11 protein-coding genes are annotated in these 15,294 nt (G+C 57.2%); 3 read left to right on the forward strand and 8 right to left on the reverse strand.

Annotated elements, in window-relative coordinates; translation table 11 throughout:
• Position 1: 1 nt before the first annotated feature.
• Positions 2-1,903 (reverse strand): ABC transporter substrate-binding protein, encoded by a 1,902-nt coding sequence (locus ACQZ5Y_RS16095; RefSeq protein WP_174050071.1) that lies wholly within the window; start codon positions 1,901-1,903, stop codon positions 2-4.
• Entirely contained in the window at positions 1,900-3,792 is a 1,893-nt protein-coding gene (locus ACQZ5Y_RS16100; RefSeq protein WP_025594512.1) for an ABC transporter ATP-binding protein, read from the reverse strand. The genes ACQZ5Y_RS16095 and ACQZ5Y_RS16100 overlap by 4 nt, the downstream gene beginning before the upstream one ends.
• A gap of 213 nt (positions 3,793-4,005) precedes the next feature.
• On the opposite strand from ACQZ5Y_RS16100, the gene ACQZ5Y_RS16105 reads away from it, so the two are divergent.
• Positions 4,006-4,968, forward strand: coding sequence for a glycosyltransferase family 32 protein (locus tag ACQZ5Y_RS16105; protein WP_013636855.1), 963 nt, complete (start codon positions 4,006-4,008; stop codon positions 4,966-4,968).
• On the opposite strand, the gene ACQZ5Y_RS16110 is transcribed toward ACQZ5Y_RS16105, so the two are convergent.
• Both ACQZ5Y_RS16110 and ACQZ5Y_RS16115 read right to left on the reverse strand, forming a co-directional pair.
• Positions 4,960-5,703, reverse strand: a complete 744-nt coding sequence (locus ACQZ5Y_RS16110; RefSeq protein WP_112496314.1) for a polysaccharide deacetylase family protein — start codon at positions 5,701-5,703, stop codon at positions 4,960-4,962. The two genes, ACQZ5Y_RS16105 and ACQZ5Y_RS16110, sit on opposite strands and share 9 nt — an antisense overlap.
• Positions 5,700-6,797: a glycosyltransferase family 4 protein gene (locus ACQZ5Y_RS16115; RefSeq protein WP_174050069.1), complete on the reverse strand. Its 1,098-nt coding sequence runs from the start codon at positions 6,795-6,797 to the stop codon at positions 5,700-5,702. The genes ACQZ5Y_RS16110 and ACQZ5Y_RS16115 overlap by 4 nt, the downstream gene beginning before the upstream one ends.
• Positions 6,798-6,924: 127 nt before the next feature.
• Here ACQZ5Y_RS16115 and ACQZ5Y_RS16120 point away from each other — a divergent pair, with 127 nt between their 5' ends.
• Both ACQZ5Y_RS16120 and ACQZ5Y_RS16125 read left to right on the forward strand, forming a co-directional pair.
• Complete coding sequence (locus ACQZ5Y_RS16120; protein WP_174050067.1) at positions 6,925-8,265, forward strand: nucleotide sugar dehydrogenase; 1,341 nt, start codon at positions 6,925-6,927, stop codon at positions 8,263-8,265.
• A gap of 79 nt (positions 8,266-8,344) precedes the next feature.
• Complete coding sequence (locus ACQZ5Y_RS16125; protein WP_003516804.1) at positions 8,345-8,827, forward strand: class I SAM-dependent methyltransferase; 483 nt, start codon at positions 8,345-8,347, stop codon at positions 8,825-8,827.
• Between the two features lie 37 nt (positions 8,828-8,864).
• Here the strand turns inward: ACQZ5Y_RS16125 and ACQZ5Y_RS16130 are convergent, their stop codons facing one another.
• The 4 genes from ACQZ5Y_RS16130 to ACQZ5Y_RS16145 all read right to left on the reverse strand — a co-directional run bounded on the left by ACQZ5Y_RS16130 (position 8,865) and on the right by ACQZ5Y_RS16145 (position 15,034).
• A complete protein-coding gene (locus ACQZ5Y_RS16130; RefSeq protein WP_003516805.1) occupies positions 8,865-10,559 on the reverse strand; it encodes an adenylate/guanylate cyclase domain-containing protein in 1,695 nt (564 codons plus the stop codon).
• A 209-nt stretch (positions 10,560-10,768) separates the two neighbouring features.
• Positions 10,769-11,629 carry an MBL fold metallo-hydrolase gene (locus tag ACQZ5Y_RS16135; RefSeq protein WP_019566087.1) on the reverse strand — a complete coding sequence of 287 codons (861 nt, stop codon included), beginning with the start codon at positions 11,627-11,629 and terminating at the stop codon, positions 10,769-10,771.
• A 188-nt stretch (positions 11,630-11,817) separates the two neighbouring features.
• Positions 11,818-12,273: a cyclic nucleotide-binding domain-containing protein gene (locus tag ACQZ5Y_RS16140; RefSeq protein WP_003516807.1), complete on the reverse strand. Its 456-nt coding sequence runs from the start codon at positions 12,271-12,273 to the stop codon at positions 11,818-11,820.
• Between the two features lie 43 nt (positions 12,274-12,316).
• Positions 12,317-15,034, reverse strand: a complete 2,718-nt coding sequence (locus ACQZ5Y_RS16145) for an ABC transporter ATP-binding protein (RefSeq protein WP_003516808.1) — start codon at positions 15,032-15,034, stop codon at positions 12,317-12,319.
• Between the last annotated feature and the right edge of the window lie 260 nt (positions 15,035-15,294).

The following is a 15,294-nucleotide window of genomic DNA, read 5'->3' on the forward strand; positions in this document are numbered from 1 at the left end:
ATCAGGCGTCTCCGTCATACCAGAAGGCATCCGGCATGTAGATGCCGAGATACGATGTGGGTTCAAAGCCGAAAAGCGCCTTTTCCGGCACGTTTCGCATGCGTTTGACATGGACGACGGGTTGTAGCGCGCCGTTGACGATGCCGATGGAAAATACCTGCTGCGTGTAGATACCAAGCATTTCCAGCCAGATGGCCTCGCGTTCTTCCTCGGTGACGCTTCTGCGCCATTTTTTCAGGAGATCGAGCAGATGCGCTGCTTCCGGCAGGTCAGGCTCCTTGCCCTCGCGCCCGCCGGACAGATAGTGGATGCCCCAGACCGGCCATTGCAACTGGTCGTCGCCGGTGGGCGCAAGGCCCGAAGGCAGCATGTCGGGGGTCGGCACGCCATTGTCCATGCCCATCCACACCGACATCAGCACCTCGCCGCCCATGGCGCGCTTGCGGAAGACATCGCGCTGGGTCGGGCGGACCGAAACCGCAATGCCGATATGCCGCCAGTGGTCCGTGACCAGTTCCATCACGTCCGTTTCGAGCGTGCTTTCGCCTGTGGTCTCGACGATGATATAGGCTGGACGGCCGTCCGGCAGAAGCCGGTTACCGGCGCTGTCGCGCTTATCGAGACCCGCTTCGTCAAGCAGCCTGTTGGCCATCGCCCGGTCGAAGGCACTCCAGGCCTCGGCAAATTCCGGTCGATAAAGCGGGCTTTCCGGCAAGACGGTGTCGGCGCTTTCCTTGGCCAGCCCGTAAAAGCAGACCATGTTGATTTCGTGCCGGTTTATAGCGAGCGACATTGCGCGGCGCACGCGCACGTCCTGGAAACAGCTCCGCCATACAGGATCGGCGCAGTTCAGATTGGGCAGAAGCGCAATGCGCGAACCTTGAGAGCGTTTGTAGAGGTTCACCTTCAGAGGAAAGCGCTTTTCGGCATCCTTCAGGAAGGTGTAGTCGGCGAAATCGAGGCCGAAATATTGCAGATCGCTGTCACCCGACGCCGTCTTGGCCGAGATGATGTCGGAGGAGGTGACGTTTAGCAGGAATCGGTCGAGATAGGGCAGTTGCAGGCCGTTTTCGTCGACACGGTGATAATAGGGATTGCGCTCGAAAACGAACTGTTCGGCCGGTGGCGAAGTCGTATTGCGCCAGGCGTCCAGCGTCGGCAGAGCGGGATTTTCCGGACGGACCTGCCGCGACATCTTGATATGCAGCCCGCTCCAGTCATCCGCCTTGTTCTTCTTGATGAGCTTGGCGAGGTTTTCCGCGGTCTGATATTTGACGTGGAACTGCTTCATATAGGCGGCGGGCAGGAAAAGCCGCGCAGGCGATGCTGCTGCGAGCTTCGCCAGAAAATCGGGGTTAGGGCCTTCCCAGGTATAGCGCACCGTCAGCCGGTCGATGACTTCGATCTGGGGAGGATTGTTGTTGACCAGCAGTTCGATTGGCGGGCCGCCCTTGTGAATTTCCTTGTTGAGAGCAACATCCTCCCAGAAATACCGGAAATCCTCGGAGGTTAAATCGCTGCCGTCGGACCATTTGTGGCCTTCGCGTAGCTTGAAGGTGAAGATGCGTTCGTCCTGAACGTCGTAGCTTTCCAGAATGTCGGGATGAAGCTCGAATTTTTCGTCGTAACCAACCAGGCGGGCATAGTTGCTGATGGGCATAAGCCGGATATCGCGCTGGCCGCCGATCAGCATGCGCACGGAACCGCCGTGTTTTCCGGGCTCCCGGCCAAGCGCCTTCATATCGATGACGCGCGGGTTTTTCGGCAAGCGCTCGGTAATATCAGGCAGCTCACCTTTTTCCCGCTTTTCCTTGAAGTAGGCGGGGTCGGTATAGGCAGCGCGCGCATAGGTCGGCAAAAAGACGGAGGCCATCAAGGCAAGGGTGGTGCGGCGCGTAATCACGAGCGAAGCTCCCTGATGTCGGCATTGCCATTTGCGAGAACGAAATGGCCATCGCCAAGATCGGCAGAGATCATTTCGCCGTCACCCTCGTCGCGGAATTGCTTGCCCCAGTCGAACTTGCCCGTCGCGCTGATCTTGCCGATGGTGCGGAAATCGAGCGGACGGTCGAGATCGGGAAAAGGCACAGCCGCCAGCAACGATTTTGTATAGGGGTGAACCGGAGAGCGCATCATGATTTCCCGCGGCGCCAGCTCGACGATGCGGCCCTCGCACATCACCGCCACGCGGTCCGCCATGTAATCCACCACCGCCAGATTGTGCGAGATGAAGAGGTAGGTAAGTCCGAGGTCCTTCTGCAAATCCTTGAGCAGGTTGAGGATTTGCGCCTGCACCGAGACATCTAGGGCAGAAACGGGTTCGTCGCAGATCAGCAGTTCGGGACCCAACGCCAGGGCTCTGGCAATGCCGATACGCTGCCTCTGGCCGCCTGAGAAACTGTGCGGATAACGGTTCAGCGCGCTTTCTCCAAGGCCGATTGCCTTGACGAGATTACGGACTTTTTCCGCGCGGTATTTCGCATCGCCCCGTCCATGGATTTCAAGCGGCTCGCTCAAAATATTGCGCACGGTCATGCGCGGTGAAAGCGATGAGATCGGGTCCTGGAAGACCATCTGTATCTTCGACCGCAATTCCTTTAGATCGCCGTCCCTAGCATTGAGGACGTCGATATCGCCCTGCGGCCGGTGAAAGGTCACGGAGCCTTCATCCGGGCGAACAGCGCGCATGAGGATTTTGCTGACGGTTGTCTTGCCGCTGCCGCTTTCGCCGACGAGGCCAAGGCATTCTCCCCGGCGGATTTCAAAACTGACGCTGTTGACCGCCTTGGTGGCATTGGCATCGCGGCGGCTGAACCAGCTGGACTTCCGGGTAGTGAAGGTCTTGCTGATATTCTCCACGGTCAAGAGCGGGCCGGGGGTCTTGTTCACTGCGGCGGTCTTCTTGCCGACAAGGCTTTCGTGGTCAACGGTGATCTCACGAAGCGCCTTCAGCCTCTCACCCGGCTTCATGTCGAAATGCGGCACGGCGGCCATCAGGCCCTTGAGATAGGGGTGGCTCGGTGCTTTGAAAATATCGTCGACCGTTCCAGCTTCCATGATCTCGCCCTGATAGATCACGGCAACCTCGTCGGCGATGTTTGCCACCACGCCGAGATCGTGGGTGATGAGCAGCATGCTCATGTTCAGCCGGCTCTGGAGATCGCGCAGGAGTTTGAGGATTTGCGCCTGTATGGTTACATCAAGAGCCGTCGTCGGTTCGTCGGCGATCAGAAGGGCGGGGCGACAGATCAGTGCCATGGCAATCATGGCGCGCTGGCGCATGCCGCCCGACAATTCGAAGGGATACATGTTCACGACCTTCTTCGGGTTGGAAAACCCTACAAGGTCGAGCGTCTCATACATTTTTTCCGCGCGCTCGGCCGGCGACAGGATGCTGTGGATTCTCAGCGCTTCGTCAATCTGGTTGCCGATCGTGTGCAGCGGCGAAAAAGACGTCATGGGTTCCTGAAAAATCAGCCCGATGCGATTTCCGCGTATAGCGCGGATTTCCCGGCCGTCCTTCGGCAGTTGCAGCAGATCGACGGGGCCGGCTGCGGCATTTGCGGGATCGGTAAACAGCACGCGGCCGTTCACGCGCGCCGTCTTGGGGTGGATGCCCATGATCGTCTGGCCGATGACGGATTTTCCGGAGCCGGATTCTCCGACAAGCGCGGTCACTTTTCCCGGAAGAATGCGAAGGCTGGCACCCCTCACGGCGTCAATCGTGCCACCCATAAGAGAAAACGAGACCCGCAGATTTTCAATACGGAGCAAATCTGCGCCTGCGCTCATGCTAAAGGGTTCCTTGCCGTCTCTCTTTATCGTTGTCTTGTGACAATTTGCTCAGGAGGGCTTAAAGGCACGTTATCGTAGGGTTTGTTGTCTGTCTATGCCTCTGAAACATCGAATTGTTTAGCAAATTCAAAGCCGGCTTCCAAATTGCAATGGCTTGCCTGATGGCTTGTGTTTGGCGATATGTTAACGAACGTTCCCGGGTGAGGATCCATGTCCGACAAGAAATATTACGATGCCCAGCTGGATAGAGCCCGGCAGTTGCAAAACCAGGGACAATATGCGGAAGCGCATGCGCTTCTCTTATCGCTGGTTGCAGTAAAAGACGGGCACCTAATGGGTGAGCGAACAGTGCTCGGTCTGCCGCGCCGGCTGCATGCGGCACGGCTGCGTCTTGCCAAGGCTGAAGGCGATGTGGTCGCGAGGATCGGCTATCAATACACGCTGGTTCCGCCGCCGCAGGTGCTTGCAAAATATGCGCATTTTTCCCCGGAGGAGCACCGCGCTATCAATCTGAAAAGCAGGGAGGACGTGCCGAGGCGCATCCACCAGATTTGGATCGGAGACAAGGCCCCGCCCGTATCGGTCAAGGCTTGGGCCGCCCATGCCGCCTCGCATGGTTACGAATATCACCTCTGGCGGGAGGCCGATCTTGAGCGGGAAGGCGTGTTTTCGAATGACGTCTTCAGGACGATGCTGGAAGACGGCGATTATCCCGGCGCTGTCGATGTGGCCCGCTATGTCGTGCTGGAGCGTTTTGGTGGCATCTATCTTGATTGCGACTGGTATCCGGCGCGGGATGATGCGAGTTTCGATGCTTTCCTGCCACTGGTAGGGCTGACGGCGTTCGATGAAGAAACGCCGCGCGATACCGGGCAGGGCAGCATGCTTCTTGCCAACTCTTTCATTGCGACACCTGCCGGCCATCCGGTCTTCCGCAGGATGCTTGAGGCGTTTCCGAGGATTCTTGAGGAAATGCCGCGTTCGCCAGCCTGGTGGTCGACGGGTCCGCTGATCTTTACCGTCATCGCTCGGGCTGGGAGCATCAGCCTTGCGCCGGCGGGGTTTGTTGCCGCTTCTCTCGCCGATCGCGCCGCGTTGCAGGAGGTCGAAGCTGTCAGGCGCGAACTTGCCACCAAGACGGGTGGTTTGCTGATTGCCTGGAAGTCATGGTGATATCTGGTTGATGAGTTCCGCCGAGGAACGCCAGCGCGCGGCAGGATGTTTGCCGGTAATTTCGAACAGCCGTTTCAGAAAACGCCAGACTTTGTCATCATGCACGAGATGATGGGTGAGGATGCCGGTCGTGCCGCCGTGCTCCGCAGTCTGCAGGATGCGGGCGGCGGTCTCGGCGAAAAGGATGTCGTCTTCGCGCCCACTGCGGCTGCCGTGCCAGTCAATCACGTCGACATGGGTGTTCAGGCAAGGTGGCACGGCGTCTTTCTCCGGGCCGAAAACCGAAAGCGCTCGATATCCGAGGTCTGCCAGTCCCTGCACCACATTGGCATCTATGCGGTTCCACGGCGGAACGAGCATAGGCACGAAACGCCTGCCATGCAGATCGTGCAGTTTTTCCAGCCCGGATTGCAACTCGTCGAGAATGATGGACAGGTCACGGTGTGATCCGAGTTCCTGTTTCTTTTCTTTCTCGGTGGCATAGTTCGTATGGGACCAGCCATGCACGGCGACATGGGCAATGTCAGTCGTATCCAGGTGCCGCGCGAGCTTGTCCGTCGTCATCTCGGGGATAACCGCAAGCGTGACCGGCGCGGAAAAGCTGCTGCAAAGATCGAGCAGCGTGTCGAGCGCCGGTGTCGGTTCCACCGCATCGTCGTCCCTGAGCCAGAGATCGGCCGTTATGCCGCGTCGTCCACATTCATCCAGTGCCGCTACGAGTGTTTCCAGACTCATGATGTTCGTGCCTTTGCTCGCAACAGGATATCGTTCAGTTCTCTTGCGGCGTTTTCCAGAGATCGTTCATTTTTTACGAACTGGCGGGCTGCCCTTGCCAATTCCTCCCGCCGCTTGTCATCGCCGAGCAGAGTTTCGATTGCTCCAGCATAGGCGGCTGTATCATTTTCCGGTGTCAGTAATCCGGTGGTTCCGGATTTTACCACTTCGGGGACGCCGGCCACCGCTTCGGCGATAACGGGCAGGCCCGCAGCCTGTGCCTCGAGATAGGCGAGACCGTAGGCTTCGCCATGCCCCGGCCAGACGTAAACCGATGCTTTTGAAAGAAGTTCTGCGATTTCGTTTGAGTTTTTTTCTCCGTGCCAGACAAGACGGCGATCGGGGAAAGAGCTGAACATGGCTTGCACGGCAGCGCGTTCCGGCCCGTCGCCGATGATATCCAATGTCCAGTTCAAGTCCTGCGGCAACAGCGCAAGCGCTTCGCGAAGCGCGCGATAGCTGTCAAACTTGTCGCCCGCCCGCATCATGGCGACGGTGATGAGTTTTCCCGGTGTGGGGCGCGGAGCAATTTCAAGAAAATTACTGGCATCGATAAAGGGCGCCAACATCGCCGAGCGGAGTGCGGGAGAGGCGCGGACAAGCCCGTCGCGATCACGCGCGGTGAAGCAGATATTGATGGCGGCAGCGTTCAATGCGGCCAGTAACTCGTCCTGAACCGCCTGCCAGCCCATGCCATTGCGCTTTGGGGAATAGGAGGCCTCGGCGGTGACGTAGGGAATATCGAAACGTGTGCCCAGTTCCGGCCCGAGCACGTCCGGGGCCTTGTAATAGGGGTGATAACAAAACCACAGATCCGGCGCGCCTTCCCGCTGCCAGCGCTCCGTAATGGTCTCGATTTCATGCGTCGCCGCATCGGCAAGCAAGGACCTCGCCGGATCGTCAGCCTGTTTGAGAAAGCTGCGCAGCTCGGAAGCGACGGAAACATCGTGGCCGCCCATCGCCATCGCCTTCATCAGCAGGCGGGCCATCAGCCGGTCTCCGGAGGGAACGGGATGGTTGGGCGATTTGAGCGGTGAATAAAAAGCGATCCTCATCCGGATGGTTGTGCGTCGCCCATGGCTCTGGCGTCAACCGGAATTTGAGAGGGCCGAGCCTTGACAGCCTGACCATTCTTGCCCAACTGAAAGGCATCTTTTGCAAATGCGCGGAGCGTGACACGCTTTGACTTCCCCAGTCGTTTCCCAGAACCTGCTTTCCAGCATCGAAAACAAGAGCGCCAAAGCGGCGGTGATCGGCCTTGGCTATGTCGGCCTGCCGCTAGCCATCACGGTCGCCAAGGCCGGTTTCAAGGTCGTCGGTTTCGATATCGATCCCAGCAAAATGGTCGCGATCGATGCCGGCCGCAGCTATATCGAGGCGGTTTCGGACGAGGTGCTGGCAAGCGTCAGGCGCGATGATGGCTTCATCGCAACGTCTGATTTTTCCAGACTGGCTGAATGCGATGTGATTGCCATTTGCGTGCCGACGCCCCTGACGAAATATCGCGAGCCGGACCTCTCCTATGTCGAAAAGACCTGCCGGGACATTGCCGCGCATCTGCGCAGGGGGCAGCTTGTGGTGCTGGAATCGACCACCTATCCCGGCACGACCGACGGGGTTGTGAAGACCATTCTGGAAGCTACCGGACTTGTCTCCGGCGTCGACTTCTTCATCGGTTTTTCGCCCGAGCGGGAAGATCCCGGCAATCGCGACTTCGAGACCTCGACCATTCCAAAGGTCGTTGCAGGCGATGGCGAGACTGCCGGAAAACTGATGGCGGCATTCTACGGCTCAGTGGTCAAGAAGATCGTTCCGGTCTCGACAAACGCCACGGCCGAGGCGGTGAAAATCACCGAAAACGTCTTCCGCGCTGTCAATATCGCGCTCGTCAATGAACTCAAGGTCGTCTATGAGGCCATGGGCATCGACATCTGGGAAGTGATCGACGCGGCGAAAACCAAGCCGTTCGGTTTCATGCCGTTTTATCCCGGCCCGGGTCTTGGTGGCCACTGCATACCGATCGATCCTTTCTATCTCACTTGGAAATCGCGGGAATATGAGTTGCCGACGAGGTTCATCGAGCTCGCCGGCGAAATCAACACCGGCATGCCGCGTCATGTCATCGGACGGGTTGCGGAAGCCCTCGACATCCGTTCCGGCAAGGCGCTCAGCCGCTCCAAGGTGCTGGTGGTCGGTCTCGCCTACAAGAAGAATGTACCCGATATTCGTGAAAGTCCTTCGCTGAAACTCATAGAACTTATTCAGGAGCGCGGCGGCGAAGCGGCCTATTATGATCCGCACGTGGCAGAAATCCCGAAAACCCGGGAATATAGCCACCTGATGGGCATGAAATCCGTGGCTTGGGACAAGCAGACCGTCAGCGCCTTTGACGCTGTTCTGGTCGCGACCGATCACGACAATGTGGACTATGCCGCTCTTTGCGAATGGTCGCCGCTGATCATCGATACGCGAAACGTCTTCGCACGTCGGGATATCGCCGCAAAACACATCATCAAGGCCTGATCGCCTTCTCCCGGACATTTCCAGCAAAATCGCCATACGCTTTTACTGAAAATGCCCGGAATTCATGAACGGACGGACTATGAGCAGATTGGACAGTTTCATTCGCCGGTTGACCGCGCAGCGCGATATCCTCAACCACGTCAAGGCCGATCTCGATCTGCCTGACGAAGGTGCGATCATGGAAATAGGCCTTGGAAACGGGCGCACGTTCAATCATTTGCGGGAACTGTTTCCGCAACGTCGCATCGTTGCCTTCGACAGGGCCATGGGTGCACACGCCTCGTCTGTTCCGGCACAGGAAGATCTCGTCATCGGTGAAATATCGGAAACCGCTCCGGCCTTCATCGGTGTGGAGGCGGCCATGGTGCATGCCGATATCGGCACGGGCTACCCCGAAAAGGATGCCATTACCCTGACATGGTTGCCGGACCTTGCCGCGGGCATGCTGGCAAAAGGCGGCGTTGCGGTCAGCGGTCTGCCTCTGGATCATCCCATGCTGAAGCCTCTGCCGGTGCCGGAAAGCGTGCCGACCGACCGTTATTTTCTCTATCGCAAGATTTGAGGACGGATGGCCCGTCAGCGAGAGCGCCGGTATTGCCCTATAGGTAACGCTCGCTCTCTTCTTTCGAGAGCAGGAAAACTTTCATTTGCGAGTTTCTCCCGCGAATGGCGATTTTTTCGCTTCGCAGATCGGCAATCTCCTGTCCCGCCTGAATGATGGCGGGTTCGGAAACGACAATGGCGGCGCCGAATTCCTTGGCCTTGGATTCCAGCCTGCTCGCCACATTCACGGTGTCGCCGATGGCGGTCAGGGTTTTCGCTGCGCCATAGCCCATGACGCCGACTATCGTCGGGCCAGCGTGGATGCCTACCACCACTTCCAGCCGGACGGCAAATTGTTTTTCCAGTCCCTCATTCAGGATTGAAAGCTCCCGCAATATGATAGCGGCGGCCTTCATGGCGTTGCGGCAGGCATTTTCTGCATCGTCGCCAAGTCCGAAAAGAGCCATGGCGCCATCACCGATGAATTTGTCGAGATGTCCTCCGGCCTGTTCTACGGCCTGCCCGACGATGGTGAAGTAGCGGTTTAGAAGAAACACGACGTCATATGGCAGTTTCGCCTCGGAAAGCGCAGTGAAATTGCGGATATCACAAAAGAGGATGGCGATCTCCTCTTCCTTGCCCGGCCGTGCCGGTTGCGCATCCGCTGGCAGGTCGCTCTGTTGGGGCGGCGATACCAGAAGCGCTATTCCAATATCCTGGGTGGGCCGCAACTGGCAGCCGAGCCGCACATCTGAATCGGCGTGGATGCGCCTCAAAGTGGTTTGTTCGATATCTCCGGGAGGCGGAAGCGGGCCTTTGCTTTCGACAATCCTGACCCGGCAGGTCGAACAGCGTCCTTTGCCGCCGCATACGGAATAATGCGGTACGCCCGCGAGTCTGCTGGCCTCCAGAATGCTGAGCCCGGCAGGGACGCGCGCTTGCGCGCCATGCTCATAACGGATTTCGATAGCCGTCGATCTCTGTCGCCAGCTGCGCACGCCGCGCAAGACGAACACCAGCATGACCGCGCCGACAAAAATCGCTTCCGTTGCGTCGGTAACGAAACGGATACGCGTCTCCATCTCCCGTTGCAACGGTATGTCGTCTCTTTGAACGGTGGTATCTGCAAGCCCGGGAGGAAGTGAGTATTTTCTGTCCACCTCCTCCAGCCAGCGGCCGGCATCGCTGAAGCCCAGAAGCGCCAACAAAGGCAGCATCACCGCCACAGTCATGAATATCCCGGCAATTTTGGGATACCAGTCCCGGTAACGTAACCAGAAAAACAGGCCGATACACCCGTGGGTCCAGATCACGATCAATGCGAGGCTTTGCCACGCGCCGGCCATCGGGTTGTTGATCCAGAGCCGGCGAACGACCGAGTAATATCCCACGTCGATGTTGTAGATCATGTGCGACACGCGAATATTGACGGCGTGGCTGATGATCAAAAACGGGATCGACAGGCCAAGTATGGCTTGCAGCGCTTCGCGAAGCGGCATGCGCAATGTCCGGCGCTGATAAAGCGAGCGCAGGACAAGACAGACGTGCACCACAACCGACCCATAAAACAGCAGGCTGCTGACGGGATTGAGCCAGATCAGGCTGAACCATTTTCGCGCCCGCTCGGCGGTATCGATGGAGATGAGAGCGAGCGAATGGTTGAAAAGATGGGAAAATACAAAGGCAAAAATGATGAGGCCGGACAAGATCCGGGCGCGTCTCAAATTGGTCTCCGAAAAGAAACGGATCATGCAAATCCCATCATGCGGTCATTTGGCGCAGAATCATTATTAAGTGTGCTCTGGTGTCTTTAATGCAGGGTATCTCGTGGCAATATCGTGGAGCAATGGGCCGGCGATGGTCAATTGTGCGTGTTCGAACGTCGGTTCGCCGCATGATACAAATCAAGCTTCGAAAAAGCCTCAAACGCAGGCCAGCAACACGAGATTGGTGACCGCGATCAGAGGTCGATGATCTGGCCGTCCATTGTCGCGAATGCACCGCTGAACTGGGCTTTTGCCTGTTTTTCGATATCGTCCAGCTCATCGTCGCTGCGGCTTGGGGCGTGGTGGATGAAGCCGACATTTTTTGCGCCTGCCAGTTTGGCAAGGCGGATCGCCTCCTGCCAGGACGAATGGCCGTAACCGCGATAAAGGCCCATCTCCTCATCGGTAAACATGGCGTCGTAGAGGAAGAGATCGACGTCCTTGATCAGATCAAGCACGTTCTTGTCGATATTGCCCGGTTCATGTTCGGTATCTGTGATGATGGCGAATGACTTTCCCGCCCAGTCCAGGCGATACCCGATGGCGTTGCCCGGATGATTGAGCATTCCAGTTCGGATCGAGAGGCCCGGATGAACATCCAGGACGTCGCCCGGCATAAAGTCACGGGTTGCCATTTTTGCGCAGCAGACTTCCAGCGGTACGGGGAACCATGGCGGGCTCATGAAGTCCTTGAGCATTTCCCGCGTTGTCATGGTGCCGGCAAGATGACCCGACCAGATGGCGACATCGTTGGAGCTATTGTAGAACGGCTTGAAATAGGGAAAGCCGACGATGTGGTCGTAATGGCAGTGAGAGAAGAACAGGTTGACGTCGGTAATACCTTCCGCCCGCAACGCCAGACCAGCGGGATGTAACCCCGAACCCGCGTCGAACAAAAGAACATGATCTCCGCATCGTACCTCGATGCAGATGGTATTCCCGCCATATTTTCGGAAGTTTTCACCTGAAACAGGAAGCGTTCCCCGCGCACCCCAGATCTTTACCCGAAAATCTTTATTACCTTCCCGACTTACTATGTCGGAATCGAACGCCATGACACACCCCGATTACAACGGAATCTTGCACGCTTCCTCCCATGAAGCCCGTTGTCTCTACAGATTATTATATCCGCTCTCTTTTGGCGGACGCCCTTACCCTTATTCAGTCAGCATTTCATTTATATTGCAATGGTGCGACATTTATTTTTCCAACATCGCCATCCACGGTAGCAATAAATTGCGGCTCATGTTCTCGCGTTTGCACGCGCTTTGCTAAGCTCCGTCGTCGTCTGGGTGAGACGTTCGGCAAGAACGCGCATGACCTTGATGGTAATGTCAGGGAAATCGGACATGAGCTTGAAGAACTGTTCCTTGCCGATACGCAGGGCTTCCACGTTGGTGGAGGCGCGCACGGTTGCTGTTCTGACGCTGTCGCAGAGAATGGCGATTTCACCGACGATCGCATTACCGGTCATTTCGGCCACTTTTAACGTGCCCGACGGAGAATCGACCAGAACATCCACTTTGCCGGTCAAAAGGACGTAGGCCGCATCGCCGACATCTCCCTGCCGGAACAGCATGTCGCCGGTGTGATAGGACACGCGGTCGGATGCGAATGCGAGAAGTTTGAGCTTCGACGGTTCCATTTCCGAAAAAAACGGGACGCGTTTCAGCATTTGAATTTCGTCTTTGAAAAGCATTGCCTTACCCTGTTCTTGTTCCACCTCGGTCACTTTCTTGGATTTATGTTGCGACCATATCCTTGAATGTACCGTTTTCCTGCGCAAGAGTCTCGTAACTTCCATCAGCGCTGATAAGGCCCTGATGGACGACGATGACCCGGTCGAACATGCGCGAGAGCGTCGCATTCGACAGAACCCACACGATCGCCGGGTTATTATTGTTCTGTTTCAGGAATGTGATGACCCGTTCGACAATTTCCTCCTGTTGCCGCGGATCGAGGCCGGGAAGGGGGCGATTGAAGACGTAATAGTCGGACTTGCGGATCAGCGCCCTTGCGAGATTGAGCTTCTGCCGCTGGAGTGGCCCGAGCCGCTTGCCGCCGGCGCCGAGGTTGAAATCCAGACCCACCGCAAGCACACGCTCATAGACGCCCTGCTTGCGCATGACCTCGGCCACGATGTGGGTGATGCGCCGTGATGCGTCGGTATAACGATGGCTGACCTTGCCGAAGAGAATATTGTCCAGAAGGCTGGTGGCACTCATGTATTTCGTCGGATCGTAGATTTCGATCACGTTCTTCAGGCTGTCCGGCAGGTTTTCATGGAACATGTGCCGGACTTCAACGATCCGGTTCATGATTTCCGGTGACAGCAGGCCGAAACGCTGCCGGGGCTCAATGTAGAAGAAGCTCAGCCGCAGCATCGCGCGTCTTTCGCTTTCATTGGCCTCGTCGAAACTCCGGCTCTGAAGACGCTGCAGCATTTGCTGATAGACCGGAACATCGTCGGGCGTCATGAATGTCAGCTGCTGGAAGAAGGGGTGGTCACCCGGCAGGTCGGCGAAGATTTCCACGATGTTTTCGGCAATCGTATACCCCATTTCGAACAGGGTTTTGACGAGGCCGGTTTCGCGCATCAGCGAACGGAAATATTCGCTTTCGATGACGGTCCTGATCGACTGTGATGAGTCGCGCATGGTACCGAACAACAGGTTCTCGCCCACGGTAGCCTCGCTGTTGTAGCTCTCCAGCTCAAACGGAGCGATGAGGCCGCTCAGGTTCTCCTTTTCCAGTTCGGCGCGCAGGACATGTCGCAGTTCCACAATGCGGGCCGCAAGATGCAGGTCGGTCAAAGGGTCGATCGTCGAGCGCAACGCGAATTCCAGAATATCCTGTGAAAGTTCCACGCTGTCGAGCACAGCCAGAACGGCTTGGATGAGGTTTTCCGGCTTGCCGTCACCGGCCGGGCTTGAAGCGTAGTCGATCCATTCGCTGTTGATGTCGATCGTCGGATTGCCCGCAAGCTTGGCTTCGCGGATCTCCCATTTGCGGTGTTCCAGCGCTGCACCTTCGTATTGCTTTTCGACAAGCGGTGCATGCTTGAGACCGTAAAGCAGATTGTCCTTCAGGCTGGCGTGGAAAAAATAGCTGTCCGAGGACACATAGGAGATGCGCCGGCCCGTCAGCGATTCAGGCAATTCCAATATGTCGACGTCGTTGATGCTCACCTTGCCGGAGGTCGGCCAGAGCGTGCGGCCGATAGCATCCGCGAGCGCCTCTGCTCCCGATCCGCCGACGATGGCGATCACCTCGCCTGCCTCGATCTTCAACGATGCCTGTTCCAGAAGCCGGCTGCCGCTATCGTCTTCCAGCGTCAGATTGCTGACGACGATCGGTGCGGCAATTGCCGCGACTGCTCCCGGTGACAGTTTTTGCACCTTGTCATCGATCATGTTCGACGCATCGAACTGCTCGAAGACCTGCTCGTATTTTACCTGAACATCCTGACGCGCCTGATCCCAGTCGATCAGCTCCTTCAGCGGTCCCGGCAGTTCCTTATAAGCGTTGATGACGGCAACCAGCTGCCCGACATCGAGGCTGCCCTTGAGCGTGAGATAACCGCCCAGTGCATAAAAGAAGAAAGGGGTGAGCTGCGCGAGGAAGTTATTGATGAATTTGACCAGAAACTTCCACTGGTAGAGATCGTAGCGGATCCTGAAGATGTCGCCGAGCCGGTGCGAGGCATCGGCACGCTCGAAATTGGAAGTGTCATAGGCGTGGATGGTGCCGATGCCGTCGACCATTTCGCCGATGCGCCCGGCAAGCTGGCGTGCGCTTAGCTGCCGCTGGCGCCCGAGTTCGATGAGGCGACGGCGCATTTTGGGGATGATGCCGACCTGGATGGCGGCCATGAAAGCCGCAATCAGACCCAGCCAGAAATTCTGCACGAGAATGAAGAAGAGTGCCGAGAGCGCCTGACCGCCCAGAAGCGCCGGCTGCACAAAGGCGTCGCCGGTAAATCCGCCCAGCGGCTCGACCTCGTCCTTCACCATGCTGGAGATTTCAGCACCCTTGACCCGCTTGAAATGCGTGGGCGGGAACCGCAGGATCCGATCGATAAGTTCGAAACGGATACGCCTGAGAAGCCGCTCGCCGAGGCGGCCCTTGAAGGTGTTGATATAATATTTGAAAAGCCCGTTGATGACGACAAGCGCAAGGAAGGTGAGGCTGAGCGCCATCAGCATCGACATGCGGTTGAGTTCGAGCCCGGGGAAGAGCGTCACGGTGCCCCAATAGGGAATATCGACCGTGAGATGCATGAAAAGCTGTGTCGCGTTTGCCCCTTCGAAGCCGTCTCCCTGAATAGGCCCGTTGACGATCTGTTTGGGCAGATCGAAGGCGAGGAAATAGGGGATCATGGACAGGGCGACGATCAGCAGAATGAAAAGCTGCTGCCGCTTCGTATGCGACCAGATATAACGCGTAAGGCTTTGTTCCATATAAAACTTCTATGACCTGTCGGGCAGGGCCCGGCGTGTTGGTTTGCGCGGTGTCAAGACGGTCAGGCTGCCGGGTGGCGGGATCCCCTCCTGCAAATAGGTATGTGACTCGCTATTTATCAGTATATTCAAGCGGTTTCGAGCAAAATAGCGCCCGTGCCGAGGCTGGCCCACGATCCCCGATATTTGTTTTTGTAACGTGCATTCCACATTCGATATTGAGACGACTACATTTTTAGACTTCCCTAATGTTATTGGTT

It is taken from the genome of Agrobacterium sp. A3-95 (assembly GCF_053521785.1).

What these genes read in the sequence shown, in the direction of transcription:
- ACQZ5Y_RS16105 (WP_013636855.1), top strand. Translation starts at nt 4,006, where the DNA reads ATGTCCGACAAGAAATATTACGATGCCCAGCTGGATAGAGCCCGGCAG.
- ACQZ5Y_RS16140 (WP_003516807.1), bottom strand. Translation starts at nt 12,273, where the DNA reads ATGCTTTTCAAAGACGAAATTCAAATGCTGAAACGCGTCCCGTTTTTT.
- ACQZ5Y_RS16100 (WP_025594512.1), bottom strand. Translation starts at nt 3,792, where the DNA reads ATGAGCGCAGGCGCAGATTTGCTCCGTATTGAAAATCTGCGGGTCTCG.
- ACQZ5Y_RS16135 (WP_019566087.1), bottom strand. Translation starts at nt 11,629, where the DNA reads ATGGCGTTCGATTCCGACATAGTAAGTCGGGAAGGTAATAAAGATTTT.
- ACQZ5Y_RS16110 (WP_112496314.1), bottom strand. Translation starts at nt 5,703, where the DNA reads ATGAGTCTGGAAACACTCGTAGCGGCACTGGATGAATGTGGACGACGC.
- ACQZ5Y_RS16145 (WP_003516808.1), bottom strand. Translation starts at nt 15,034, where the DNA reads ATGGAACAAAGCCTTACGCGTTATATCTGGTCGCATACGAAGCGGCAG.
- ACQZ5Y_RS16125 (WP_003516804.1), top strand. Translation starts at nt 8,345, where the DNA reads ATGAGCAGATTGGACAGTTTCATTCGCCGGTTGACCGCGCAGCGCGAT.
- ACQZ5Y_RS16115 (WP_174050069.1), bottom strand. Translation starts at nt 6,797, where the DNA reads ATGAGGATCGCTTTTTATTCACCGCTCAAATCGCCCAACCATCCCGTT.
- ACQZ5Y_RS16130 (WP_003516805.1), bottom strand. Translation starts at nt 10,559, where the DNA reads ATGATCCGTTTCTTTTCGGAGACCAATTTGAGACGCGCCCGGATCTTG.